Raw genomic sequence first — 26,317 nt, 5'->3', positions numbered from 1 at the left:
AAGTATGAAGTATAAAGTGTGGAGTCGGAGGTATGTAGACGCGCTTTGCGTGGCTTCCCGTACCCCTAAAGGGAAGCAAGCTACGCAAAGTGTCTCCCTTGGGGAGAAGGGTAGCCTGAAGTGTGAAGTATCCAAGTTCTTCCCACTTCCTACACCCTACTGCCTACTTACTATGAATGTAACTTGACTTGTTCTGACGGTTTACTTGTGTTTTTGGAGTTCCAAGTGCGACGTGCTGCTTCAACAAATTGACTGACACGAATCGGATCAATTGGTTGCTCAATCCGACCATGACGCTTTAATGAACTCGAAACTATCACACCATCTGCTGCTTGCAACAGGGTGCCAATATTTTCCCAATCGGCTCCGCTACCAACAAATACTGGTGTACCGTTGGCTGCACCACAAGCTAGTTCTAAATCTTCCTGGCTAGGAGGACTACCTGTTGCCCAGCCAGATAAAATTACTGCATCAGCTAAACCTCTTTCAATCGTGTCTTTGACTGCGACTGTAAGATTGGGAGAACTTAAAGGCCGAGCGTGCTTGACTAAGACATCTGCTAAAATTTTGACATCAGAGCCTAATTCTCGACGATAGCGGAGTAATTGATGGGCTTCACCTTCAATTAATCCTTGATCGGTGGCCATTACCCCTGTCAAAACATTGACACGGATAAATGCTGCCCGCACACAACTGGCGATCGCGATCGCACTTTTGGCATCATTCCGCAACACATTTAAACCCAGCGGCAAGGTTACTAAATTTTGTATCCTTTGCACCACCACAGTCATAGCACTCACAACTGCTGGATCAACTTGATTTTTCGTAAATGGTGCGTCGAAAAAATTCTCTACAATAATGCCATCTACTCCGCCACTAGCAAGGGCTGTCGCTTCTTGTTCGGCGCGGTCAATCACAGCTTTTAGGCTACCTCCCCAGCGGGGCGAGGTGGGTAACGGCAGTAGGTGAACTACGCCAATAATTGGAGTACGAGTTTTAAAGATCTGATATAAGTCCACGTCTTCAAATATTATTCAGGGATTAGGGATTAGGGATTGGGTTTTAGGAGTAAAATTCACCTAGCTCCCATTTTCTCGTCTCACGTCCCTAGTTCCTTGATTAGCATTGATATGTTCTCTGGTACTACTTTTACTACCTCCATCTGTGGATGGAATTTGGCGTAAAACGTTCCATAAGATATGTTAAGATAAAACCTGGCTACAAGAGGAGTTTGCCACTCACAACACGCAAGGCAGCTTCCCGTAGTTTAGGCATCTTGCCTGAGCATTGGGTAGCATTACCGCTTGATTAGGCGTAGTCGCAAGTGCGATTTCCCTAGGGTAGCGACTTCTCACAACCAGCCTTTTGGGCGGCTTCCCGACGGGTAAATTAGCAACGTATACGCTGCGGTAGTGTAAAATACTAACAAGCGATTTGTTAAAAAATATTACAAGTGTCTTAAAAATTCAAAGACACCCCCATTTACCCTGGGAAACAGACTAATAGTAGACATAATCATAGCATGACCGCAAATTCTCCAGGTCGGAAGTCCACTGACAGTTGTTGATAGTGGAAAAATTTACCTGGGAGTTGTCAGCAACAAAGGCGTGCATCACAAAGAGCGAAGTCACCGCCCTTTGTATGACTAGGAAGAAAAAACTTCAGAAATCAATGTATGGGTGAAAAGCCAACAATAGCAATATCTCATTTGGGCTGCGAAAAAAATCGAATTGATACAGAACACATGCTAGGGCTGCTGGTAGAAGCAGGTTATGGCGTAGATACAAATGAAGAGTTAGCAGATTACGTTATCGTTAATACTTGTAGTTTTATTGAAGCAGCAAGAGAAGAATCTGTCAGAACTTTAGTAGAATTGGCAGAGGCTAATAAAAAAATCGTTATAACAGGCTGCATGGCGCAGCATTTCCAAGAACAGTTATTGGAAGAGTTGCCCGAAGCAGTAGCAGTGGTGGGGACAGGCGACTATCATAAAATCGTCAATGTCATTGAGCGAGCAGAACAAGGAGAGCGTGTTAAACAAATTAGCGCCGAACCAACTTACATCGCCGATGAAACCACACCGCGTTACCGCACTACAACAGAGGGTGTTGCCTACCTGAGAGTAGCTGAAGGATGCGATTATCGGTGTGCGTTTTGTATTATTCCTTATCTGCGAGGTAATCAGCGATCGCGTACTATTGAATCGATTGTGGCTGAAGCAGAGCAATTAGCCAGCCAAGGCGTAAAAGAAATCATTCTGATTTCCCAAATCACAACTAACTACGGATTGGACATTTACGGTAAGCCCAAACTAGCCGAACTACTCCGAGCCTTGGGGAAAGTGGATATACCTTGGATTAGAATGCACTATGCTTATCCCACAGGATTGACCCCAGAAGTAATTGCGGCAATCCAAGAAACACCCAACGTATTACCTTACTTGGATTTGCCATTGCAACATTCTCATCCTGAGATTCTGCGCTCCATGAACCGTCCTTGGCAAGGGCGTGTAAATAATAAAATTATCGAGCGCATCAAAACTGCACTACCAACAGCAGTATTGCGGACAACATTTATTGTTGGTTTTCCAGGAGAAACCGCAGAGCATTTTGAGCATCTACTCAACTTCGTGCAGCAGCATCAATTTGACCATGTTGGTGTCTTTACCTTTTCACCAGAAGAAGGAACCCCCGCTTACAGTTTGCCCAATCAGTTACCCCAAGAACTGATGGACGAACGGCGGCAAACACTCATGGAACTTCAGCAGCCCATTTCTTGGCAAAAAAATCAACAGGAAGTTGGCAAAGTAGTTGATGTCCTGATTGAGCAAGAAAATCCTGAAAGTGGTGAATTAATTGGCCGTTCCAGCAGAAGTTCGCCAGAAGTCGATGGTCAGGTGTATGTCACAGGCGCAGCAAAATTAGGAACCATTGTGCCGGTAGCAATTCGCAGTGCTGATACTTATGACCTCTACGGTCAAATTGTTGAGAGTTACAAATAGATTTCGATTTCCCAGTATCAAAGTCAATAAAGCAAAATCTAGGAGAATTGATGAATCTTTCGTTTATTGAACTAGGAATTTCCCAAGAACGCGCTGAACTATTAGAAAAAATGGGCTTTACTGCGCCTACTAACATTCAAATCCAAGCCATTCCTCAACTATTGGCAGGCAGAGATGTAGTTGGACAGTCTCAAACAGGCACAGGCAAAACAGCCGCTTTTTCTCTACCAATTTTAGAACGGCTCGATGTTAACCAAAGAGGCGTGCAAGCTGTAGTTTTAACACCAACCCGTGAATTAGCCATTCAAGTCCATGATGCTGTTAGCCAATTTATCGGCAACAGTGGCTTACGGGCTTTAGCAATTTACGGTGGTCAATCAATTGACCGCCAAATTATGCAACTCAAACGCGGCGTTCATATTGTTGTTGGTACTCCCGGACGGGTGATTGACTTGCTAGAGCGTGGTTGCTTGAAATTAGATCAAGTCAAGTGGTTTGTGTTGGATGAAGCCGATGAAATGTTAAGTATGGGCTTTATCGATGATGTCGAAAAAATTCTGTCCCAAGCACCCCAAGAACGGCAAACAGCATTGTTCTCCGCCACAATGCCTCCGTCAATTCGGATGTTGGTAAACAAGTTTTTGCACTCGCCTGTCACCGTCACCGTTGAACAGCCCAAAGCTGCACCCAACAAAATCAATCAAGTAGCTTACTTAATTCCCCGTCATTGGACAAAAGCCAAAGCATTACAGCCAATTCTGGAAATGGAAGATCCAGAAACAGCCTTAATCTTTGTGCGTACCAGAAGAACTGCGGCAGAACTTACCAACCAACTGCAAGCAGCAGGTCACAGTGTAGATGAATATCACGGTGATTTGTCTCAACAAGCCAGAGAACGGTTATTAACTCGGTTCCGTAATCGTCAAGTGCGCTGGGTAGTAGCAACTGACATTGCTGCACGGGGTTTAGATGTTGACCAACTATCCCATGTAATTAACTACGACTTACCCGATAGCGTGGAAACCTACGTGCATCGGATTGGTCGGACTGGTCGTGCAGGTAAAGAAGGTACAGCAATTACCTTAGTTCAGCCTTTTGAGCGTCGCAAACAGCAAATATTTGAGCGCCATAACCGTCAAACCTGGCAACTACTATCCATTCCCACACGGGCGCAAATTGAAGCACGGCACATCAATAAATTGCAAGAACAAGTCAGAGAAGCCTTAACTGGTGAACGATTAGCTTCCTTCTTACCTATTGTCAGCGAATTAATTGAACAGTATGATGCTCATGCGATCGCTGCTGCGGCTCTGCAACTTGCTTACGATGAAACCCGTCCCGCTTGGTTAAGCTCAGAAGTAGAAATTCCTGAAGAAGTTCCTGTGGCTAAACCCAAAATTGTGAAGCAGCGTCGGGAATTTTCTGGCGACAGAAACCGTTCTTGGAACAAGTCAGATGCTAATAACGGTGACGATGACAGACGCTCTACACCCAAGCCTAAATTACGGACAGGTCGTCGTGAATCTCCCGTTTCTGCCAATCAAAAACTAGGTTCATCTTCAGCTAGAGAATCAGCTTCTTAGTCAATGGTCAATAGTCAATGGTCAATAGTGATTAGTTACTCACGACTGTTGATTATTTAACTTTGATTGCTAACCGATTTGATCAGCTTGTAGGAACATAAATAAAGATGTATTTTCGATATTCTTATGTTCGCTATTGCAGACTTAGAGCAGCTACAAGCTGAATATTTATTATGTATAGCAGGGGACAGGGATAAAAGCCTTTTGGTCTCTAAGTTTTATCATTTGTTGATGTCCTAAGCTATACCTCGATTGCTATAAAGTTTAATTCAACCAAGGACGAGTAATTTTTTCGATTGCTTCGATTTCATCGTTATCTAAGTTCCAGCCTAAAGCACCAGCATTTTGTCTCACTTGTTCGGCTGTTTTTACGCCACCAATAGGAATCACATTACCTTGGGCAATTAACCAGTTGAGTGCTACTTGAGCCGGAGTGCGATCGTGTTTTTCTCCAATCTCACGTAGCAAAGATATCACTGGTGCTATTTTTTGCAAGCCTTCTTTACTAAAATTTGGGTTCAGCTTTCTAGCACCGCTGAGTTTTTCGAGATTTTCCGGCGTATATTTGCCTGTGAGCAATCCTTGCGCTAAAGGACTATAAGCTAAAATTGTTACACTAAGCTGACGGGCAGTTGCGATAATACCATTACTTTCTACTTGGCGAGTAAGTAGAGAATAGCGTACTTGGTTGACTGCTAAAGGAATTCCCCAAGCTGCTAATATTTGATGTGCTTCTCGCATTTGATCTGCTGAGTAATTACTGACACCTACTGCGGCAATTCTTCCCCGCTTCACTTCATCCGCTAAGGTGTCCATTAGTGTTTCTTGACTCAACAAAAAGGCAAATGGCCAATGCACTTGATACAATTCAACTCTTTCTAGTTGCAAGCGTTTGAGGCTTTCGGTTAATGCGTCACTAACAGACTGTCCTGTAAATCGCCAAGGAAGCGGGCCAAATTTAGTGGCAATTTGCACTGGTTGCTGTGTCTGCTTGATGAATTGCCCTAAAAATTGTTCTGACAGTCCCATTCCATAAATCTCGGCGGTATCAAAAAAGGTGACACCCGCTTCTAACGCTGCTGTAAAGGCTGCTTGTAATTGTTCTGGGCCGTAATCGCTGCCATAATTCCAAAACAGTTTATCACCCCAAGCCCAAGTACCAATACATAGGGGTGGAACAGTTGGGCCATTTTTACCTAATGTAATTGTTTCCACGATCGCAATATCTATACATTTACATTTCTTTACTTTTTTAGTGTAGCGTTGGTCAGTAGTATGTGATATTTGCGCGATCGCACTTTACACTATGTCCGTCTTTTCTTTAACTCAGCCTCTAACTGTTGCCCGATGCTAACTACTCTTCAAAATCTAGTGCATCTGCTAAATCCAGAGGTTCTTCTAAATCTGAATTTCTTCCTTCTAGTTCCAATGTCAACTGTTGAGATACAGGTTCTAATTTTACATCCCCTTTTTTAGATACATAATCAACAAGCTTAATCCAATCAATACGACCGTTACGAGTAAAATACTGCATGAATTCAAAAGTCATTTCATTAACTTTTGCATCCAGAGTAGACTTAAAAAGTTCATCTTTTTTCTTAGCTTCCTCTCCGATAGGAACAATCATCTCTTGATAAAGGTTTGGATTTTCTGAGATAAATTCCCAAAACTCTTGCCCAGCGTATTTAAAATATGTTTTTTCGGCATCTACATCTTTCTTAAAATGATTACTATCGTTGCCATACATACAACCATTAACAGCGATGATATTGCTTGTGATACCTTGTTTTCTCAAAAAATGTCTTGCTTTTTTAAAATTATCTTTCATCTTGCTAATTTGGTCAGCATTGCCCCAATTAGTACCAGATTTAATTCCTACAATATAATAATTTTCATCTCGCTTAAACTCTAAATCAACACTGTTGAGCTTTGATTTAAAACCACCGTACAAAGTTTCAGATATATTTATTGCAAAGCCCTCTAACAAATTGCCAAAGATGGTTTCTTCTTGTGAGGAAAGAAAGGCAGTAATTATGCTATCAACGAAATCTTGGGCGCGTTCAATATTCTTTGCCTTGAACAAATAAGGATTTTTACGCTTAAGAACATCTTTGAGCTTTAACTTGCTCAACTTTTCAAATCTCTTGTCATAGAAAGGTGTAAGGACGTACTTAACCAAATAATCATCATATATTTCATTATTTGAGCCAGCCACATTTAATTCCTCATGGTTTTGGTTACTATTATTCAAAATTTGAGTATTGAGAACTGCTTTTTTAATATTCAGTTCTGCTAATTCACAATATTCTGTTTTAATTTCAATTCCTACATAATCTCTGCCTAGTTCTTTAGCAGCTATGCAAGATGTTCCTGAACCAGCAAATGGGTCAAGGACTACATCATCTACATCGGTGAATAACTTGATAAACCATGAGGGGAGAGTTTTAGGAAAAGCTGCGCTATGATTTTTATTTCCACATTCAGTTGCTAAATGTAAAACATTTGTTGGATAGGCCATTTTACGCTCTAACCAATTAGATATATTTTTACCAAATCCACTGTCAACTTTAGAATTATCTCGTCTTTTATCTGTCTCGCTCAAATTCTTGAGACGTGACTTTGCCCAATCTCCCATAGGAACCATGACAGATTCCTGATACATCTTGAATTTCTTTTGCTTGTTAAAGTGTAAACAACGCTCCCAGGAATCTCGAAAACGATTAGACCATTTGCCAGGATAACTATTTTTTTTATGCCATATATATTCTTCAGTCCATAACCATCCTTGCTTCTGCATTCCTAAAATTAAATTCAACACATATGGATGTCTTTGCCCATCAACAACTTTCTCTTTAATATTAAGAATAAAGGAACCTTCAGGTTTTAGAACTCTTTTTAACTCTAAAGCTCTTGTCAGGAACCAATCTGGATATTCATCTGGGGAAATTCCTCCATAAGTTTTTTTCCGACTATCAGCATATGGAGGTGAAGTAACAATTAAATCAACGCTTGCAGAAGGCAGCTTTTGTAATACCTCTAAACAATCACCGAGAATCAACTTATTTTTCCAACTTTGCGGATTATCCTGGTCAACTAAATCTAACTCTTGAATAAGATTTTCCTCAGATCCGAAGGTAAGGTCTATTGCTGCTTCTACCATTGCTGAACTTCTTAAACTGAAATTTTGCTAAACCAAAATACACTAAAGATGAGTATGCGGCGTTCTAGCTTACCTTAAAAGGTGTACGGACGCTATATGGTGCGGTAAAACTCAAGGTATTATCACATTCATTAGTTCATTTGAACTCATTATAAGTTTTTGTGAGGGTGGTACGGTTCTGGTGGATGAAATTCTATAGCTTGAAAGCATCTCTACCGTAGAATCAAAAAATTCATGCCCCTAAATTATTGGGTTTTTTGGAATATCGAACAGTTTATCTTTAATTAAAGAGAGACTATTTTGATAAACCATCAGAAAAAACAGCTATGGCAAGCGGTGAAGTGTTTGATAGCGAAACAAAATACCCAGTTGCGCCAAGGGTCAATTTACCGACTATGTTTCGGCTTGGCTTATTTCAAATGGGCTTGAGTATGATGTCGATTTTGACTCTGGGTGTACTCAACAGGGTCATGATTCAAGAAATTGCGATTCCGGCGACGTTGGTATCGCTGGTTCTGGCTTTACCTGCGTTTGTGTCACCTTCGCGGATATGGTTTGGTCAGATGTCGGATGCTAAACCTTTAGGCGGTTATCACCGGACAGCTTATGTATGGGTAGGGGCGGCGATATTTGCGATCGCTGCTTTTTTAGCGGTACAAGTAATGTGGCAACTAAATAATGCTGCGAGTGTTTCTGGTGCTTGGGTTTGGACAACTCAAACCATTGGCTGGACAGCTTTGCTATCTTTAGTTTTTGCTATTTACGGTTTAGCAATTTGTGCTAGTGGTACGGCTTTTGCGGCTTTGTTGGTAGATGTATCGGAAGAAGATAACCGTTCTAAAGTCGTCGGTGTAGTTTGGTCAATGCTGATGGTGGGAATTATTGTCGGCGCAATTATTAGTTCTAGCTTGCTCAAGCAATTAACCCCAGAAGCTACCCCAGAAACATTACAAGCATCAATTAACCGATTATTTATAATTGTCCCAGCCATTGTGTTTGGACTGGCGATCGCATCCACTTTCGGCGTTGAAAAAAAATACTCCCAATATGCCAACCGTTCCACGTTGGTCCAACCGCGAGGACAGCATTACCCTAGATGCGGCTTGGAAAATCTTAACAGCTAGTCCCCAAACAGGTTTGTTTTTCACCTTTTTGGTGGTAATGACGCTGTGCTTGTTTATGCAAGACCCAATTTTAGAACCTTATGCCGGTCAGGTGTTTAAAATGCCTTTGGCGGAAAGCACCAAATTAAACATTTATTATGGTATTGGTTTGCTGGTTGCTTACGCTGTGGCTGGATTTTTGATAGTTCCGCGTTTAGGTAAGCGCAGAAGCGCCCGCTTAGGGTGTATGTTGGTGGCTTTGTGTGCATTATTGCTAGGGATTTCGGGATTTACAGCTAATGCAGCTTTTCTCAAATTTGGTTTGGTGTTATTTGGTTTAGCGACTGGGTTCTTAACCACGGCTGCAATTAGCTTGATGCTAGATTTAACCGCAGCCGAAGCCGCCGGAACGTTTATTGGTGCATGGGGACTGGCGCAGTCTATTTCTAGGGGTTTAGCGGTTGTCATCGGCGGTACACTCTTGGATATTGGGCGGAGAGTGTTACCTAGTTTGGAACTAGCTTACGGGTTGGTATTTGCCTTAGAAGCTGTGGGAATGGTGTTGTCAATTGGGTTTCTTAACCGCGTCAACATCACAGAATTTCAAACTAGTACCAAACAGGCGATCGCATCTGTCTTAGAAAGCGATCTAGACTAATTAAAATTTGGTGTATGGGTATTAAGGTAAGGCAAAAGGAAAAAGGCAAAAGTAAAAAAACTAATCTTTTACTTTTAACTTTTAACTTTTAACTTTTTCCTTAATTAATTCACTCCCTAGTAATCAAATGAATGATTTTTGGTTAACAGTTCTCGATTTTGCCCACACTACGACTAGCAGAGTGGGTAAACAACTAATACAAGATTTTGGGCAAGTACAGGCTTTACAAAAGGCTGATGGTACTTTGGTAACACGGGCTGATAAATGGGCAGATCAGGAAATTCGGGATGCGATCGCGGCTAATTTCTCCGGTTATGGTATCCTCAGCGAGGAAGCGGATAAGACATTTCCGGGGACAGAATGGTGTTGGGTAATCGACCCTTTGGATGGGACAACTAATTTTACCCGTGGAATTCCAATTTGGTCGATTTCTCTGGGTTTGCTGTATCAAGGTACGCCTGTCTTTGGATATGTTCACGTACCGTTATTGGGTCAAAGTTTTCACGGTTTTTGGCCAGGTACATCGGGTTTAGCCACACCCACTGGAGCATTTCTCAACAATCATCCCATCCACACTAGTGTTGATACTCCCAGTAATAATCACTTTTTTAACCTTTGTTCTCGTAGTACCTCTGTCATTCAACCAGGATTTCCCTGCAAAATTCGGATGTTGGGTGTGGCTAGTTATAACTTTCTTACCGTGGCGACTGGGGCGGTGTTAGGTGGAATTGAAGCGACACCAAAAGTTTGGGATATAGCCGGCGCTTGGGTAATTGTGCAAGCGGCTGGTGGGAGTTGGAAGTCTCTCAAATATGAGCCATTTCCATTATCAGTGGGAGAAGATTATAGCGATCGCTCTTTTCCTACCTTAGTTCTCAGCCGTGCAGAATTGGCGACAGTATTTGAACCATTTCTCAAAGAGTTGAAAATTTAATATCTATCAGATAGCTGATCTAAAAAGCCTACACAATGAAGATTAGTGTAGGCTTTTATACTTTAATTTAATAAAAGTTTGAACCAACAATGTTTTTAATGTAAATCAAATTGTCCTGATCCTGATTGGGGTGTAAGTCTAGCGAAACTACTAAGTTACATAACGTTGTACTTGGTATAAATCTAATGTTATCCAACCTAGAACTAATTCACGAATTTGTAGACAAAACTATCCACAACAAAGATATTTTATTATCCAATTCTGCTTTGACAGCACAAACTGTATATAACACTAACCAACTTACAGCCAAATCTCAAGGTGTAATTGCTACAGCACAGTTAAACTGTGCATCATCTGAGTTTCTAGTTCAGGCAAATTCCACTTATTGGGAATCGATCAATCAGGTATTAGTAGAATACAGCTATCTCTTAAAAGGAGAGATAGACAATCGAGGTTTCTATCAATATAAATATTGTAAAGTGCCAAAAGGCTATCAGATGCACTGTACTAAATCTGTGTTTTTATGGCGTGCTTGGTGGAGATATCGCAAGAATGTTTTAAAAGGTGGTATTCCTTTGGATCTTTTGATTCAAAATCGTGATGCTTGGTATCCCATCAGAGATTTAACTATTAGTGATGGGCTACTTTATATCAAAACTTTAGGAAGCGAAATTGCAGTTCATTCCGAAGATTTAATCATTTGGTTAAATAAAATTGGCGTTAATTGCCATCAGGATACGGGCGAATTTGCTTAGGCTTGGAGTAATTTCACAAACGCAGAGGGGCGCGGAGTTAAGCGCAAAGTAACGCGGAGTAGAGTAAAGTTGTTATACTATTCACCGGTTGGTGCAGTATCTACCAGTGGAATAGTGATGAAAGGACTGTGGCTCGAAAACCAACAACTAAAACTACGCACAGATATTCTAGTTCCCAAACCTGAAGTAGGGGAAGCTTTGGTGCGTGTTTTACGGGCGGGAATTTGTAATACTGACCTGGAGTTGAAGCGGGGTTACTATCCGTATGCTGGGATTTTGGGACATGAGTTTGTCGGTATTGTGGAACAAGGGCCGGAAAACTTAATCAATAAAAGGGTAGTAGGCGAAATTAATGCAGCCTGTGGTCATTGTCGTTTCTGTCGCCGAGGACAGCCGACTCACTGCGAAAATCGCACAGTATTGGGTATTATGAACCGTCACGGTGCTTTTGCAGATTATCTGTGTTTACCCATAGAAAACTTACATCCTGTACCGGATAATGTGCCTACAGACATTGCAACTTTTACCGAACCACTAGCAGCAGCGTTAGAAATTCAGCAGCAGGTGGTTTTGTGTGCAGATGACCGGGTGTTAGTTGTGGGAGATGGGAAACTTGGTCAACTTGTCGCCCAAACACTGGCTTTAACTGGCTGCGACTTGTTGGTGGTGGGTCGTCATCCCGAAAAACTGGCGAATTTAGCAGCCAGAGGAATTAAAACTGGTTTAGTTGATGCAGTTACCGATAAAGCTTTTGATATTTCCGTAGATTGTACTGGTAATCCTGAAGGATTTGCGATCGCTCGTCGTGCTTTACGCCCTCGTGGTACCCTAGTCATGAAAAGTACATACGCAGGTAATTTAAGTTTAGATGCTTCGTCTTTGGTTGTGGACGAAATCACCCTCATTGGTTCTCGTTGTGGCCCTTTTCCGGCTGCTTTGGAATTATTAGCAGCAGAAAAAGTAGACGTAAAACCTCTAATTCATGCCCATTATCCCCTCACAGAAGCTCTTGCAGCTTTTGAAGAAGCCCAACGTCGGGGCGTGTTAAAAGTATTGTTGGAAGTTGGTGAAGTATGAAGTGTGAAATTTATACTTGATAAATTATTCTCCCTTACACCCTTATACCCCTATACCCCTAATACAAATAAGGGTTCGTCTTCGGCTGATAGTCCATACAGTTGATCGCTTCTTCTGTATTAGCGACAGACGGGTGTACAGTACATTTTAGGCGGTAGTCGTCGGTGAAAAATTGGCAGCCAGGACAAGGGATTTGGTGCATTTGTTTGGCTGTAGCTACGCTATCCCGCGCCGCTGTCCACAGACTCCAAGCGACGAGAATCATCAAACTCCATGCGCCTACAAAACAAATCGGTACTAAAAATTTTTGAATGCCGTGGATGATAAATATAATTGCTTGTAACACTGCCAGTCCTGATAAAAATAATAGTTAGAAGTTATGTTATCGCAGTGCGGAGGGCTAATTTCTGATTCCTAGGTAATATTCAAACTGAAAATAGTGCTGAGTGCTGAACGAAATATGATCTTTCTTTGTTCTCCGCACTCAGCAATTTTTTAAACTCCCGCATGGCCTAACGCCAAACCGACCACCAGCATTCCGAGAACAAGAAATGGTTGGGCGCTGGCTTGGTATTTCACATCATTTTTCAAGGGATCACGCAAAAAATACATGTCCTGGAAGGTGATTTGAGGAATGATTAACAGTACCAAAATGGCGGCGTATAAATTTTCATGGATGCTGACGAGATAAGCAGCCATCAAGCCTTGAAATACATCAATCATCAAGACACAAATCCAGGCGGCGGTAGTAACACCAAACATGACTGGTAGTGATTTTAACCCTAACTGGCGATCGCCTTCGACACTTTTAAAGTCGTTAACAATGGCAATCCCCAACCCTGCCCAGCTGTAAATTAAGGTGAGAATCAAAACTTGCCAAGTCAGTTCGCCAAATAAAGCATGACCAGCCCACCAAGGTAAGGCGATATAGCTTGCACCTAAAGCATAATTCCCCAGCCAGCCGTTTTGCTTCAGTTTCAGGGGAGGGGCAGAGTAAATATAAGAAACGAATGATCCGAAAATCGCTAGGGCTACAACGGTGGGAAATTCATGACCAGCCCAGATATCTAGGACGTATGCTAAACCAATGCCCGATACTAATAATACTAAAATCTGGGCGACAACTTGGGGTACAGAAATTGCGCCGGAGGGAATGGGGCGATAGGGTTCGTTGATGGCATCAATTTCGCGATCGTAAAAATCATTCATGGTTTGGGTGTAACCAGCCAGCAGCGGCCCAGAAAGTAACATACAAGCTGCGGCTTTCAAGACATTTTCTAGAGTCCAGGTATAGTCACCCGAAGATGCTGCACCACAAACTACGCCCCAAATCAAGGGAATCCAAGTGATGGGCTTCATCAATTGCAGGCGGATTTTCCAAATGGAAGTTTCTCCGGGTGATGCGCCTTTCATCCCTAGTAGCTGGCGCGTTTTGGCATTGCGTTCGCTCTCTGCGACTATTCCTGCTTCATTAGAATTATCTATTACTGAGTCTACTGCCTCAGTCGGGTTGGAATTGGGGGGTATGGGAGTTGATTCAGACATAAGATTATGTATGGGAAAGTATGAAGTATGTAGCCGCCTTAATGGCGGCTTGCCGGAGGCTAGTATGAAGTATGAAACCTTATGATTCAGACTTCATCCTTCATCCCAATCTAAAAAGAAATAATCAAATAGTTATTTTGGAATTTCGCTCCAGTGACAGGCTTACCTGTCAAGGCTGGCGGGAGGAAAATATTACGGCGTTGGTCGCCTGCTTCTACCGTTACTTCTGGCCCTACCTGGGTGAGTTTTACCTGTTTTTTATCAAATCCAGGTAAAAATAAGCGCACCTGACGATTATGGACATCAATTTCCATTGGTCTTGGTACTTGGTTTGCTTGCTCGACAAAGTTGGGTAAAGCATCAATCAGCGCTTGCCAGTCATTTTGGGTAACATCAGGGACAACACTTACAGCTAAAGGTGCAAATTCTGCGCCTAAGTTCGCTGTTGTCTGGTCAGAAATCTGGACAACACCACCAACTGTCAAACCAACTTGTTGAGCGCTACCCCACAAATAACGAGCAACCGCTACTTCAATCGGGTCATTGGTAGTCACCAAAAATGCCGCGACTCTATTAGGGTCAGCTAAAGCAGCTTTTCCCTTATCTAAGAAATCGTTGGCTTGGTTGGTGGGTTGAGCAAAATTATCTGCTGTCCAGTTGACGTTAAAAAAACTGGTAATCAGAGGTTGAATTAAGGGCGATTCGGAAATTGTCTTGCCTAAATCGGAGTTGACAAATAACTGTCGAAATCGCCGGACATACCAACTGAGAGATTCTGGCAAACCCAACAGTCGCAATGTAAATGAATCACCCGTGCCATCGTAAATAATTACATCATATTTGCCACTGGCATCATATTCGCGGATAGCATTTAAGGCGAGGGCGCTGTCCATCCCTGGTAAAGCAACCAGTTCTTGACCATAAACCTCTTTAAAAATGGGTGTACGCAGGTATTGCGCCTCAAGTTTTTTTAATTCTTCCCAGTTGCGTTCTAGCAGTACAGATGCGGGCAACTGTACTGCGTGCAATTTAGGAGCGATTTCTTGAGGGTCGGCAGAGAGTGTTTGTTCTAAGAGGATAGGTAACACTGGTTCTGGCAATCCTGCCAGTAGTACACGCTTACCTTGGGTTGCAAATAGTTTAGCTGCGGCGATCGCAATTTTGCTACGAGCGATGCCGCTATTGCCTAAAAATGTCAATATTAGGGACATTTCGTGATTTCCAATTACCGCCTGTCTTTTCCACTCCAACTTAGCACTAGGCAAATACTCTTAGCTTCCGCCTTGAGTTAGCCTGACTACACTGGTTTGATTTCGTCCTCAAAAAACCAAGTGGCACTATTATCTTCAAACTTCACCACTATGCCAACGCCGCTACCATCAGTCATTTTGTAGCCTTCAATCACGCCGACTTTACCTAGTTTCTGAGCAACTGAGTTGGGTACGCGATCGCGTAAACGATACACCTTAACTTTTTGTCCGATTTCCATGCTGCCTGATTACAATGCAATAAACCAAGTCTCAGTTTAGCGGAATCTGGGACTCATCTATCGCTTCGCCCCACTCCAAATTAAAATTAAATCAACACGCAATCAGGTATAAAACCATGTTTGTCACAGCGCAACAGCTAGAACAACAAATGCCCGATGCAACTCGGTTGTTAAGTGATGAGCCGGAAATGGAAACTTCGTTGCATTATGCACAGCTATTACTCTTAGTTACTTGCTTAGAATGGCTGTGGCGTGATCGAAATGACTATTTTATTGGTGCAAACCTGACAATATACTTTAGTCGTCAGCAATTACGAAATCGAGATTTTCGTGGCCCTGACTTTTTTTTAGTAAAGGATACGGAAAAGAAACCTCGCAATTCTTGGGTAGTTTGGGAAGAAGATGGTCGTTATCCTGATTTGATTATTGAATTACTCTCGGAAAGTACAGCTAACATTGATCGGAATTTAAAGAAAAGTCTGTATGAAAACCGATTTCACACACCTGAGTATTTTTGGTTTTCACCCGAAAATCTAGAATTTGCTGGTTTTGAGTTGATTGGTAACAAGTATCAACAAATCGAGCCGGATACGCGTGGCTGGTGTTGGAGTGAGGTACTTGGCCTGTATTTAGGTGTAGAAAATGCTAAACTTCGTTACTTTACCCCTGAAGGAGAGTTAGTACCAACACCAGAAGAGGCAGCCCTAACCTTACAAAATCAAGCAATTGCAGCATATCAACAAGCAGTTGAGGCACAGCAACAAGCAGTTGAGGCAAAACAACAAGCAGTTGAGGCACAGCAACAAGCAGTTGAGGCAAAACAACAAGCAGTTGAGGCACAGCAACAAGCAGGTCAGGTACAACAACAGTTATCTGACACTGAACTAAGATTGCAACAAGAACAGGAGCGATCGCAACGGTTGGCAGAATATTTGCGATCGCAAGGAATTGACCCAGACAATTTAAGTTGATTAGATTAAGTTATGATGAATTTTTTTCTATACGTTTAATCCACCGTGATACTAAGTCATCCCAAGAATAAATTTCATGAGTTGGAATTTGGGAACGGTCATACATCTGTGCGGCAATTAAAGCTTGATAAATGCTACTAGCATCTCCTGGTTGATAGTAAAAAACATTTGTTCTGGAAGATGCAAGATAAGCTGGAGCGACAATTGGTAGTTGACAGTAACTATATTGAATAATTTTGAGACTATCAGTAAAACACTCAGCACCAGGACTATATGCTAGTGTCTGAAGTGCTATATCTGCGTGTTTAATATAGGCAATTGTAGACTCAAAGGGTAACTCTTGATAAGCAAGAATATTGTTTCTTTGAGGTAAATTATTCATTGGCCCAATTATATGAAATTGCCAATTTGGAAATAATTGACTAGCTTGTTCTAAAAATTCGTAATCAAAATGAGCATTACCGACAAAAACTACGTTAGGTGTATCTGAGACGGAATAAGGATTGGCATACTCCTGGTTAAATATATCTTTGCGAATGCCATGTAACTCTAGTGCTAAATTCGGTAAGCCCGCAAATAAACGGTAAATATGTTGGCTGGGTACACTGACTAAATCAAACTTGGGGGCGACTCGTTCTTCAGTGTCTAATACAACTGGGTGATTGCGTAAAAGGCGCAAGTCGTCAGACACTCTATAGATAAACTGAGCTTGAGGATTAAGTTGTTTACATCGGTCAAATAGTAGCAAACCTGGTGTACTCTCAAAGATAAATAAGTCAGTCTCTTTTAGTAGAGTTTCTACGGTTCCTAGAGGAAGTTGACCGTATAAATTAAACAAACCACGGCTAAGATGATTGAGTAGATTAGAGCGCAGATTAGCCGGATGCCAAGGTGTAAACCAAACATAACTCCAGAAATTTTTCCGTGTTAGCTGAAGTTGGTTTGCTTCTTGCAATACCGGATAAGCTAGGCGATAGTCTCTCCGAATTACAGACAACCAACTCAAAGCAGACGTGACAAAAATAACTTGCCAACCCTGATGCCAAAAAGCCTCAGCCAGCCAGTGAAAACCTGCTTTGCGTTTAGAATTCCAATAGTGTCCAGTTACTAAAACTACACGCTTCATAACTTGCTGTATATCATCATAAATATTTTCCTCAAACTGCTAAACTAATACAGCTATGGCAATCAAATGAAAGCTGAAGTCAGTGTTGTGTTCCCATCTAGTTACAAATATCTTTTTTTACCTATTAGGTAATTAATATGGTAATAATAAGTTCAACTCAATGATGGGATAATTCTGTCTTCGCCTGCTGCGCCTAGTGTAGAATCACTTTGACAGATTAAAAATAATTTTTATCCACTATTGTTAAAATTTTTACAATAATTTTAAAAGATTTATTTTGCTATTATCCATCTTGTGAAATATTGGAAATAATCTGCATTAAAGCAGGAAAATCTCCAATTTTATAGGTGTAATTATTATCCATAGAGCCATGTTGGAAAAGCCTTCTGTTTTATTAGCTTTACAAGAAAAGATTAGAACCCATACAGCGATCGTTGGTGTTGTGGGGTTGGGATATGTAGGACTCCCCTTTGCTGTCGAAAAAGCCAAAGTTGGTTATCGGGTGTTGGGAATTGAGCAAAATCCCCAAAGGGCTGAAAAAGTCAACATGGCTGATAATTACATCACAGATATTAAAGATGAAGATTTGAAACAAGTTGTCAGTAGTGGGAATTTACAAGCGGTTTTGAATTTTGATCGCGTTACCGAGATGGACGTAATTGTAATTTGCGTCCCCACGCCGTTGACAAAAAATCTCACACCAAATTTGAGTTACATAGAAAGTGTGACTCATTCGATTGCTAAACGCTTACGACCAGGACAGTTAGTAACTTTAGAATCTACCACCTATCCAGGCACTACGGATGAGGTGATGCGTCCGGTATTAGAACAAACCAGTGGTTTAAAGCAGGGGGAAAATTTCTTTCTCGCCCATTCACCAGAACGGGTAGACCCTGGTAATCAGCGCTACACAACCAAAAATACTAATAAGGTAGTTGGTGCTTCAGATACTCATTCACTGGAAGTAGCAACTTTATTCTATCAGCAGACTATTGACCATGTAGTACCAGTCAGTAGCGCCAAGGCTGCGGAATTAGTGAAGGTATTTGAAAATACATTTAGGGCTGTGAATATTGCCTTGGTGAATGAGTTGGCGTTATTGTGCGATCGCATCGGTTTGAATGTTTGGGAAGTATTAGATGCTGCCAATACCAAACCTTTTGGCATTATGCCCTTTTATCCTGGCCCTGGTGTCGGTGGTCACTGCATCCCCATCGACCCTCATTATTTAGAATGGAAAGCCAAAGAAGTGAATTTTAATACTCACTTTATCGCCTTGGCAGGAGAAATCAATCGCTCCATGCCGTTGTTTGTTAGAGAAAAATCCCGCCGCGTCCTCAATGATTTGGGTTTAGCCCCAGCGAAATCGAAAATTTTGGTAATCGGTACAGCCTATAAAAAAGACCTTGGTGATTGGCGAGAATCACCAGCAATCATGGTAATTAATTATTTACTAGAAGATAAAATGACCGTAACTTACCATGATCCTTTTGTGCCGGAAATTGAAGTCCAAGGTCAAAATTTCGCTAGTTTGCCCTTAACTGATGAGAATATTGCAGCGGCTGACTTGGTAATTATTGCCACAGACCACAGTCAAGTAGATTATGTCAATTTAGTAGCAAAAGCCAAAGCAGTTTTAGATACCAGAGGGATCACTCGACATCTGGATTGCCTGCACGATAAAGTAACTTTGCTGTAGGGGTAGGTAAAGTGGTGACAAATTCAACACAAGCACAAGTAATTGTAGTTGGGGCGGGAAATTGGGGTAAAAACTTGGTGCGGAATTTCCACGCTTTAGGGGCGTTAGCTGGAGTAGCCGAAGCCCATCCTGGTTTACGAGAAGCGATCGCCACAACGTACCCAGATATTACTACATACAGTGATTTTGCCGCAGCCTTAGCAACCGATGTCCCGGCATTAGTCTTAGCAACACCCGCACCCAGCCATTATGAATTGGCAATGGCCGCTTTACAAGCAGGTAAGGATGTGTTTGTCGAAAAGCCGATGACACTGCGGACTGAAGAAGCGAGAGAACTGGCGGAATACGCCGACAAACACGGGCGGATTTTAATGGTAGGACATTTATTGTTGTACCAGCCAGCGATCGCTTGGATGCGAAATTATCTAGCTAGTGGTCAAGCTGGAAAAGTTCTCCACGTCGCCGCTAGAAGATTGAAACTCGGCAAAGTCCGCAGCGAAGAAAATGTCTGGTGGTCATTTGCACCTCATGATGTTTCGGTAGTATTAGACTTGTTGGGCAACCCAAAATTGCAAAGCATCCAAGCTCAAGGTCATGCTATCTTGCAACCCAATATTGAAGACTACGTGCAAGTTGACCTCCGCTTTGGCAGTGGTCAATCAGCCCAAATTAATTGTTCTTGGTACTGGCCGTTAACAGAACGCAGTACTGTAGTGATTGCCGAAGCGCAAATGTTAGTTTACGATGAAGTCGCTCAAACCGTGACTATCCATCACAAACATATTGACCAAGATTTAAAACACTACGACCAAGGTAGTGAAATTGTGGAAGTAGCCGCATCAGAACCGCTAAAAATCGAGTGTCAACACTTCCTAGATTGTTTGCAAACTCGTCAAACACCCCGTTCTGATGGTTGGAATGGTGTAGCCGTTGTGGAAATTTTAGAGGAGGCGCAGAAATACCTACATGGCTAATTATTTTGTCCATGAATCCAGTTATGTGGATGAAGGTGCAGACATTGGCGAAGGTACAAAAATTTGGCACTTTTGCCACATCTTTGGCAAAGCGAAAATAGGGCATAACTGCATCTTCGGGCAGAATGTTTTAGTTTCTAATAACGTAGTTGTTGGTGATTATTGCAAAATTCAAAATAACGTCTCCCTGTACGAAGGCGTAATTTTGGAAGACTACGTTTTTTGCGGCCCCAGTATGGTCTTCACCAACGTCAAAACACCTCGTTGTGAATACCCCCGCAATACCAGTAACGATTACCTACGTACTTTAGTCAAGCGCGGTAGCAGTATTGGTGCAAATGCCACAATCGTTTGTGGTGTTACCTTACATGAATGTGCTTTTGTCGCAGCCGGCGCAGTCGTGACCAAAGATGTACCAGCTTATGCAATGGTGGCTGGAGTACCTGCAAAAATAATTGGGTGGATGAGTGCCTACGGAGATGTGCTACAGTTTGATGCTGATGGCTATGCTGTAGATTCTACAGGCACTAAATATCAACAAGTATCAGAGAAAGAAGTGATAAGGGTTTCATGAGCCAAGATAAAATTCCTGTTCTCGACCTTAAACCGCAATACGAATCTCTCAAACCGGAAATTCAGGAAGCTATCACACGGGTGTTGGAATCTGGTCAATTTATTATGGGGCCAGATGTCAAATTATTTGAGCAAGAAGTAGCCGAATATCTGGGAGTGAAACACGCGATCGCGGTAAACTCTGGAACTGATGCTTTAGTTATTGGGTTAAAAGCTTTAGGAATTGGTCAAGGTGATGAGGTAATTACCACACCCTTTAGCTTTTTCGCCACAGCCGAATCAATTAGTAATGTAGGCGCAACACCAATATTTGCTGATATTAGCGCAGATAGCTTTAACATTGACCCAGCCGCCATTGTTGAGAAAATTACACCACGCACCAAAGCCATCATGCCGGTTCACCTCTATGGTAATCCCGCAGCGATGGCAGCCATTTTAGATATTGCCCAAGCAAATAATCTCAAAGTTATTGAAGACTGCGCCCAATCTTTTGGCGCACGTTATCATGGCACTTGTACGGGATGTAATGATAGTTGCCCAGAAAGCACTCGTAGCAGAATTACAGGCAAACAAACAGGCACAATTGGCGATGTTGGCGCTTATTCTTTCTTCCCTTCTAAAAATTTAGGTGCTTTCGGTGATGGGGGATTAATTGGTACTGATAATGACCAAATAGCCGAAACTGCTCGGATGTTGCGCGTACATGGGGCTAAGAAGAAGTATCATAATGAAGTTTTAGGTTATAACTCTCGCTTAGATACATTGCAAGCCGCAATTTTACGCGTGAAGTTGCCCCATATTGACCAATGGAATGAAGGCAGACGCAGAGTTGCAAAAACTTACAACGAATTATTGGCTGATGTTGCAGGTGTAATTACACCAAACCTCGCCGATGGTCATGTGTTTCACCAATACACCATTCGGATTTTAGATGGTAAGCGCGATCGCGTACAGCAACATTTAGCTGCTCAAGGCATCGGTAGTATGATTTACTATCCCATTCCTCAAGATAAATTGCCTGTATATCAAGGTCAGTATCCCACTAATCTCGTGAGTGATTTGCTATCTGATGAAGTTCTGAGTCTACCCATCTGGCCAGAATTAGCCGAGACCGAAATTAACCGCATTGTTAAAACAATCAAGGAAGCAATAGTCCTTGATTCATAACATCCTATTTAGGGTAAACTAACTTTTTGTTGATGAATCTGCCTAGGTGCAAACTGGAGAAAAATTATGGATTTACAAGGCAAGCGACTTTTAGTGATTGGTGGCGCTGGATTAATTGGTTCTCACACAGTTGATCAATTACTAAAAGAAGATGTTGCAGAAATCCGCATTTACGATAATTTCACTCGCGGCAGACAAGAAAATTTAACTGAAGCTTTTAAAGACCCACGAGTAAATGTTTTTCCTTTAGGTGGTGAACTACTCCATCGAGATATTTTAGATCAGGCAATGAAAGGCATTGATGGGGTTTTTCATTTTGCTGCGTTGTGGTTATTACACTGCTACGATTATCCCCGTTCTGCCTTTGAAGTTAATATTGGCGGTACGTTTAATGTCTTAGAAGCTTGTATTAATAACGGTGTACAAAAGCTGGTTTATTCTTCCTCGGCTTCTGTGTATGGTGATGCTATTGAAGAACCGATGCGAGAAGATCACCCATATAACAATACTACTTTCTACGGGGCAACAAAAATCGCAGGCGAACACATGTGTCGTTCTCTGTATCATCGCTACAAAGGTACAGAAAAACACTTTGATTATGTTGGATTGCGTTACATGAACGTTTACGGGCCGCGCCAAGATTATCAGGGTACTTATATTGCCGTAATTATGAAAATCTTGGACAGACTAGATAAAGGATTACCCCCAGTAGTTTATGGTGATGGCTCACAAGCTTACGATTTTATCTATGTCGGAGATTGTGCTAGAGCTAACGTTTGTGCGATGAAATCAACCGCTACAGATGGTTTTTATAATGTTGGTACTGGCATTAAAACCACTATTAAAGAGTTAGCAGAATTAATTTTAGAAGTTACTGGATCTGACTTAAAAATTCAATATGAACCAGGTGGTCAAACCTTTGTGACTAACCGTGTCGGTTGTCCTAAAAAAGCTGCTGCGGAAATTGATTTTGAAGCCAAATTACAACTCAAAGAAGGACTAGCGAAACTTATTGAATGGCGCAATAGTCACAAAGAAGAAGTCGCTAGTCGCCGCCGCGCAGTAGGAATAGCTGATTAAATCCTGAGCAAATCATTCATAAGGTGAATTGTGTATTACATCTAATCTAATTCATGATTAGATGTCAATCTTATTTAGCCGATGTAATGATTATTAAATTATTTCTTCGTCATCGTAAAAACTTACTCATTTTCTTTATTTTAGGTTTATTAGCAGTATTTCTCTGGTCTAATTACGTCAACTATCAAAAGACAGAAAATTATATTAAAAACTTTCAAATCGCTAAATATGAACGACAAGGTACAGATTTTTACAACCCAAAATATTCACCCTTAAGATTAGGAAAACCATTAGAAAAAATAGACATAACTTATGATTATGATTTTAATCGTCTGTTGAAAGTTGAACAACAATTGAAAGGAGTAAATCGGAGAAAAGCTCTAAAACATATATTTGTAGAAGTCACCAAAAATACTCAAACGAATACAGAAAAACATATTGCTTTGTTAAAATTTTTGCGTAGAAGTAGTTTGCATAATGCGTATTTGCAACCAACTTACCCAGATAAAACACCAGTATTTGATCCGTTAGTATTACTGGAATTAGGGGAAATGCGATGTGGTCATGGAGCTAGATTAGCTGTAGATTTGTTTAAAGCTGGTGGATACAAAGCTCGCTTAGTTCAAGCAGGAAACCATGTATTGGCTGAAGTATTTTATGAACAACAGTACCATTACTTTGATACAGATATTTTTACTGATGGAGAAACAGTTATAAAAAATGGAATTATACCTTCATTTGCACAACTCAGCCAAACGCCTTACTCAATAGACTCAGTGGCCGCATATCAAGAGTTATTTTTTAAAAGTTGGCTAGATAAAAACAAGGTAAAGGATGAAATAGAACAGATGCCATATACATACATATATCCATCTTATTTTTATTTTTACCAAAAGGCTTATGAAGGTACATTACCTTATTACTACAAAAAAACTGCCAATGCTAAACAAGAAAAAGATAAATTTTATGGGTGGGATTATTATAAAAGTGTTTTAGATAAAAAAAGAATTCTTCAGGAGAGTCAACCTATTTATTATGCTCCTACAGAAATTATATTTAAAAATATAGAAATTTTTCAGGATAAAGAAAGAAGCAAAGTAATTTTAGAGTGGGAGCCTAGTAAAGATTTTGATAACGATTTACTAGGTTATAAAATATACATATCTCAACATCAAAGAGAATGGTCTTATAACGAATGGAGAAGCGATAAAAAAGTAGAAAAATATTGGAGTAATAGAGGTGGTTGGAACCCAGAAATGTATAAATATCTTAATCAAGAGCCACATCATGAAATCAATTTAATTACAACATCAGATACCAAGGTAGAATTATCATTACCTAAACAATCCGCTTATTATGTCTCTGTGATGCCTTATGATGCTCATGGTGAATCTGTGGGTAAGAAAGTTTATCCAATGTCTAATGAAATTAAATTAGAGTTATAAAAATTTTGATTTTCAGTAACAAAATTTACCGAAATTGAATGTGTGGAATTGCAGGTATACTTAATCTAGATGGCGACTCAGTATCCCCAGTGATACTCAAAAAAATGACAGACGCGATCGCTCACCGCGGCCCAGATGGTGAAGGACAATATATTGATAATTGTCTAGGTTTAGGTCATCGTCGTTTAGCAATCATCGATTTATCTCCGGCTGGTCATCAACCAATGTCTACAATCGATGGTCAGTTGATTATGACCTACAACGGAGAAATTTATAACTTTAACGAATTACGCATTGAATTAGAATCTTTAGGTTATCAATTTCGTTCCCGTACCGATAGCGAGGTATTACTCTATGCTTATGCAGAATGGGGAGAAAAATGTCTTAATCGATTAAATGGGATGTTTGCCGTAGCGATTTGGGATAAGCGGCGCAGAGAATTATTTTTAGCACGCGATCGCTACGGAATTAAACCTTTATATTACACAAACACAGGCACTAAATTTATCTTTGGTTCCGAAGTAAAAGCCATTATGGCACATCCAGATTATCCTCGATCTATAGATTTTGAGGGATTACTGGAATATTTGACATTTCAAAATTTCTTAACTGAAAAAACTTTATTTAAAGATATAAAACTGTTACCAGCGGGAACATATATGTGTCTATCATTAGACACACAAAAGTCAGTACAACAACAATATTGGGATTATCATTTTGTTGAGCCAGACAATCCTTTAGATGACAGAGAATATTTAGAAGAATTAGATAGATTATTTCGCCAAGCAGTCAACCGTCAATTAATTAGTGATGTTGAACTAGGAGCTTATTTAAGCGGGGGAATAGACAGTGGCTCAATTACTGCGATCGCAGCACAACAACTTCCTTATATCAAGTCATTCACTTGTGGTTTTGACCTTAACTCAGCTTCGGGTGTCGAAGTGAGTTATGATGAGCGAGAAGCTGCTGAATATATGTCTTATTTATTCAAGACCGAACACTACGAAATGGTCTTGAAAGCTGGTGATATGGAACGAGTAATGCCACGTTTAGCGTGGCATTTAGAAGAACCGCGTGTAGGACAGAGTTATCCAAATTTTTATGTAGCCCAATTAGCCAGTAAATTTGTCAAAGTTGTGCTGGCTGGTACTGGTGGAGATGAACTTTTTGCTGGTTATCCTTGGCGCTATTATCGTGCAGTTGTTAATGATGACTTTGAACATTACGTTGATAAATACTACGGATTTTGGCAACGGTTACTATCTCCAGAAGAAATTCAAAGTATTTTTCAACCTATTCGAGCAAAAATAGAGCATATTTCTACTAAAGATATATTTAGCAGTGTTTTTAAACAGCATTCTGTTGAGCTAACTCGTCCAGAAGACTATGTTAATCACTCTCTTTATTTTGAAGCCAAAACTTTTTTACATGGGCTTCTAGTTGTAGAAGATAAATTGAGTATGGCGCATTCTTTAGAAACAAGAGTGCCATTTTTAGATAACGATTTGGTCGATTTTGCCATGAAAATCCCCACTCGGTTAAAATTGGGCAATCTCACAGAAGTTATCAGATTAAATGAAAATGAACCAGGGAACAAGACAGATAAATACTTTCAAAAAAATAAAGATGGGAAATTATTGCTCCGCAAAGTCATGAGCAACTATATTCCCAAGGTGTTAACGGAACGAGTTAAACAGGGATTTTCTGCACCAGATGCTAGTTGGTTTAAAGGAGAAAGTATTGATTATGTGCGTCGCACAATTGAAAATAATCATGCTAAGATTTACAATTTTTTAGACCAATCAGCCGTTAGTCAATTAGTTGATGAGCATTTGCAAGGAAAAGCTAATCGCCGCTTATTAATCTGGTCACTGCTGAATTTAGAAAAATGGTGTAGTCTTTTTTTATAACTTCCTTAGCTCATATTTATTACTTTCTTTTACAGAATGTTTACCCTAAAAGATAATTTGCTGCCAT

The 26,317-nt window shown here is 40.9% G+C and carries 21 protein-coding genes and 1 pseudogene; 14 read left to right on the top strand and 8 right to left on the bottom strand.

What is annotated here, in order from left to right:
• Positions 1 to 170 precede the first annotated feature (170 nt).
• The gene (gene btpA, locus AC504W_RS05325) at positions 171 to 1,019 is read right to left on the bottom strand and encodes a photosystem I biogenesis protein BtpA (protein WP_494876637.1); all 849 of its coding nucleotides are present in this window, start codon (positions 1,017 to 1,019) and stop codon (positions 171 to 173) included.
• 656 nt (positions 1,020 to 1,675) lie between these two features.
• Here btpA and rimO point away from each other — a divergent pair.
• Both rimO and AC504W_RS05315 read left to right on the top strand, forming a co-directional pair.
• Entirely contained in the window at positions 1,676 to 3,001 is a 1,326-nt protein-coding gene (rimO, locus tag AC504W_RS05320) for a 30S ribosomal protein S12 methylthiotransferase RimO (protein WP_494876635.1), read from the top strand.
• Between the two features lie 50 nt (positions 3,002 to 3,051).
• The gene (locus tag AC504W_RS05315) at positions 3,052 to 4,584 is read left to right on the top strand and encodes a DEAD/DEAH box helicase (RefSeq protein ID WP_494876633.1); all 1,533 of its coding nucleotides are present in this window, start codon (positions 3,052 to 3,054) and stop codon (positions 4,582 to 4,584) included.
• A 264-nt stretch (positions 4,585 to 4,848) separates the two neighbouring features.
• Here the strand turns inward: AC504W_RS05315 and AC504W_RS05310 are convergent, their stop codons facing one another.
• Together AC504W_RS05310 and AC504W_RS05305 are read right to left on the bottom strand one after the other, a co-directional pair.
• Positions 4,849 to 5,799: an aldo/keto reductase gene (locus AC504W_RS05310; RefSeq protein WP_494876631.1), complete on the bottom strand. Its 951-nt coding sequence runs from the start codon at positions 5,797 to 5,799 to the stop codon at positions 4,849 to 4,851.
• 139 nt (positions 5,800 to 5,938) lie between these two features.
• Positions 5,939 to 7,744, bottom strand: a complete 1,806-nt coding sequence (locus tag AC504W_RS05305; protein WP_494876630.1) for a PmeII family type II restriction endonuclease — start codon at positions 7,742 to 7,744, stop codon at positions 5,939 to 5,941.
• Positions 7,745 to 8,070: 326 nt separating this feature from the next.
• On the opposite strand from AC504W_RS05305, the pseudogene AC504W_RS05300 reads away from it, so the two are divergent.
• The 4 genes and pseudogenes from AC504W_RS05300 (at position 8,071) to AC504W_RS05285 (ending at position 12,271) form a co-directional block, all read left to right on the top strand.
• Positions 8,071 to 9,505 (top strand): annotated as a pseudogene (locus AC504W_RS05300) (BCD family MFS transporter).
• 127 nt (positions 9,506 to 9,632) lie between these two features.
• Positions 9,633 to 10,439, top strand: coding sequence for an inositol monophosphatase family protein (locus AC504W_RS05295; RefSeq protein ID WP_494876628.1), 807 nt, complete (start codon positions 9,633 to 9,635; stop codon positions 10,437 to 10,439).
• A gap of 185 nt (positions 10,440 to 10,624) precedes the next feature.
• A complete protein-coding gene (locus AC504W_RS05290; protein WP_494876627.1) occupies positions 10,625 to 11,194 on the top strand; it encodes a hypothetical protein in 570 nt (189 codons plus the stop codon).
• Positions 11,195 to 11,311: 117 nt separating this feature from the next.
• The gene (locus AC504W_RS05285) at positions 11,312 to 12,271 is read left to right on the top strand and encodes an MDR/zinc-dependent alcohol dehydrogenase-like family protein (protein WP_494878571.1); all 960 of its coding nucleotides are present in this window, start codon (positions 11,312 to 11,314) and stop codon (positions 12,269 to 12,271) included.
• Positions 12,272 to 12,329: 58 nt separating this feature from the next.
• On the opposite strand, the gene AC504W_RS05280 is transcribed toward AC504W_RS05285, so the two are convergent.
• From AC504W_RS05280 to petP, 4 genes are all read right to left on the bottom strand, one after another.
• Positions 12,330 to 12,617, bottom strand: coding sequence for a hypothetical protein (locus tag AC504W_RS05280; RefSeq protein ID WP_096583300.1), 288 nt, complete (start codon positions 12,615 to 12,617; stop codon positions 12,330 to 12,332).
• 149 nt (positions 12,618 to 12,766) lie between these two features.
• Complete coding sequence (chlG, locus tag AC504W_RS05275; protein ID WP_494876625.1) at positions 12,767 to 13,816, bottom strand: chlorophyll synthase ChlG; 1,050 nt, start codon at positions 13,814 to 13,816, stop codon at positions 12,767 to 12,769.
• Between the two features lie 110 nt (positions 13,817 to 13,926).
• Positions 13,927 to 15,027: a Get3/ArsA fold putative tail anchor-mediating ATPase NosAFP gene (locus AC504W_RS05270; RefSeq protein WP_494876624.1), complete on the bottom strand. Its 1,101-nt coding sequence runs from the start codon at positions 15,025 to 15,027 to the stop codon at positions 13,927 to 13,929.
• An 86-nt stretch (positions 15,028 to 15,113) separates the two neighbouring features.
• Positions 15,114 to 15,305 carry a cytochrome b6f subunit PetP gene (gene petP, locus AC504W_RS05265; protein ID WP_062293192.1) on the bottom strand — a complete coding sequence of 64 codons (192 nt, stop codon included), beginning with the start codon at positions 15,303 to 15,305 and terminating at the stop codon, positions 15,114 to 15,116.
• A 116-nt stretch (positions 15,306 to 15,421) separates the two neighbouring features.
• On the opposite strand from petP, the gene AC504W_RS05260 reads away from it, so the two are divergent.
• Complete coding sequence (locus tag AC504W_RS05260) at positions 15,422 to 16,276, top strand: Uma2 family endonuclease (protein WP_494876623.1); 855 nt, start codon at positions 15,422 to 15,424, stop codon at positions 16,274 to 16,276.
• Between the two features lie 10 nt (positions 16,277 to 16,286).
• Here AC504W_RS05260 and AC504W_RS05255 read toward each other — a convergent pair whose 3' ends face one another.
• Positions 16,287 to 17,402, bottom strand: coding sequence for a GumK N-terminal domain-containing glycosyltransferase (locus AC504W_RS05255; RefSeq protein WP_494876621.1), 1,116 nt, complete (start codon positions 17,400 to 17,402; stop codon positions 16,287 to 16,289).
• A gap of 370 nt (positions 17,403 to 17,772) precedes the next feature.
• Between AC504W_RS05255 and AC504W_RS05250 the strand changes: the two genes are divergently transcribed.
• From AC504W_RS05250 to asnB, 7 genes are all read left to right on the top strand, one after another.
• Entirely contained in the window at positions 17,773 to 19,101 is a 1,329-nt protein-coding gene (locus tag AC504W_RS05250; RefSeq protein ID WP_494876619.1) for a nucleotide sugar dehydrogenase, read from the top strand.
• Positions 19,102 to 19,115: 14 nt separating this feature from the next.
• A complete protein-coding gene (locus tag AC504W_RS05245; RefSeq protein ID WP_494876618.1) occupies positions 19,116 to 20,075 on the top strand; it encodes a Gfo/Idh/MocA family protein in 960 nt (319 codons plus the stop codon).
• Positions 20,068 to 20,649, top strand: a complete 582-nt coding sequence (locus AC504W_RS05240; protein WP_494876617.1) for an acyltransferase — start codon at positions 20,068 to 20,070, stop codon at positions 20,647 to 20,649. Before AC504W_RS05245 ends, AC504W_RS05240 begins: the two co-directional genes overlap by 8 nt.
• Positions 20,646 to 21,815 (top strand): DegT/DnrJ/EryC1/StrS family aminotransferase, encoded by a 1,170-nt coding sequence (locus AC504W_RS05235; RefSeq protein WP_494876616.1) that lies wholly within the window; start codon positions 20,646 to 20,648, stop codon positions 21,813 to 21,815. Before AC504W_RS05240 ends, AC504W_RS05235 begins: the two co-directional genes overlap by 4 nt.
• A 66-nt stretch (positions 21,816 to 21,881) precedes the next feature.
• Entirely contained in the window at positions 21,882 to 22,895 is a 1,014-nt protein-coding gene (locus AC504W_RS05230; RefSeq protein WP_494876615.1) for an NAD-dependent epimerase/dehydratase family protein, read from the top strand.
• 86 nt (positions 22,896 to 22,981) lie between these two features.
• Positions 22,982 to 24,340 carry a hypothetical protein gene (locus AC504W_RS05225; protein WP_494876614.1) on the top strand — a complete coding sequence of 453 codons (1,359 nt, stop codon included), beginning with the start codon at positions 22,982 to 22,984 and terminating at the stop codon, positions 24,338 to 24,340.
• Positions 24,341 to 24,378: 38 nt separating this feature from the next.
• Entirely contained in the window at positions 24,379 to 26,250 is a 1,872-nt protein-coding gene (asnB, locus tag AC504W_RS05220; protein ID WP_494876612.1) for an asparagine synthase (glutamine-hydrolyzing), read from the top strand.
• Positions 26,251 to 26,317 lie beyond the last annotated feature (67 nt).

It is taken from the genome of Nostoc sp. C96, assembly GCF_059384975.1.
Note: the sequence above shows the minus strand (reverse complement) of the source record. Positions and strands in the feature narration are given on the sequence as shown.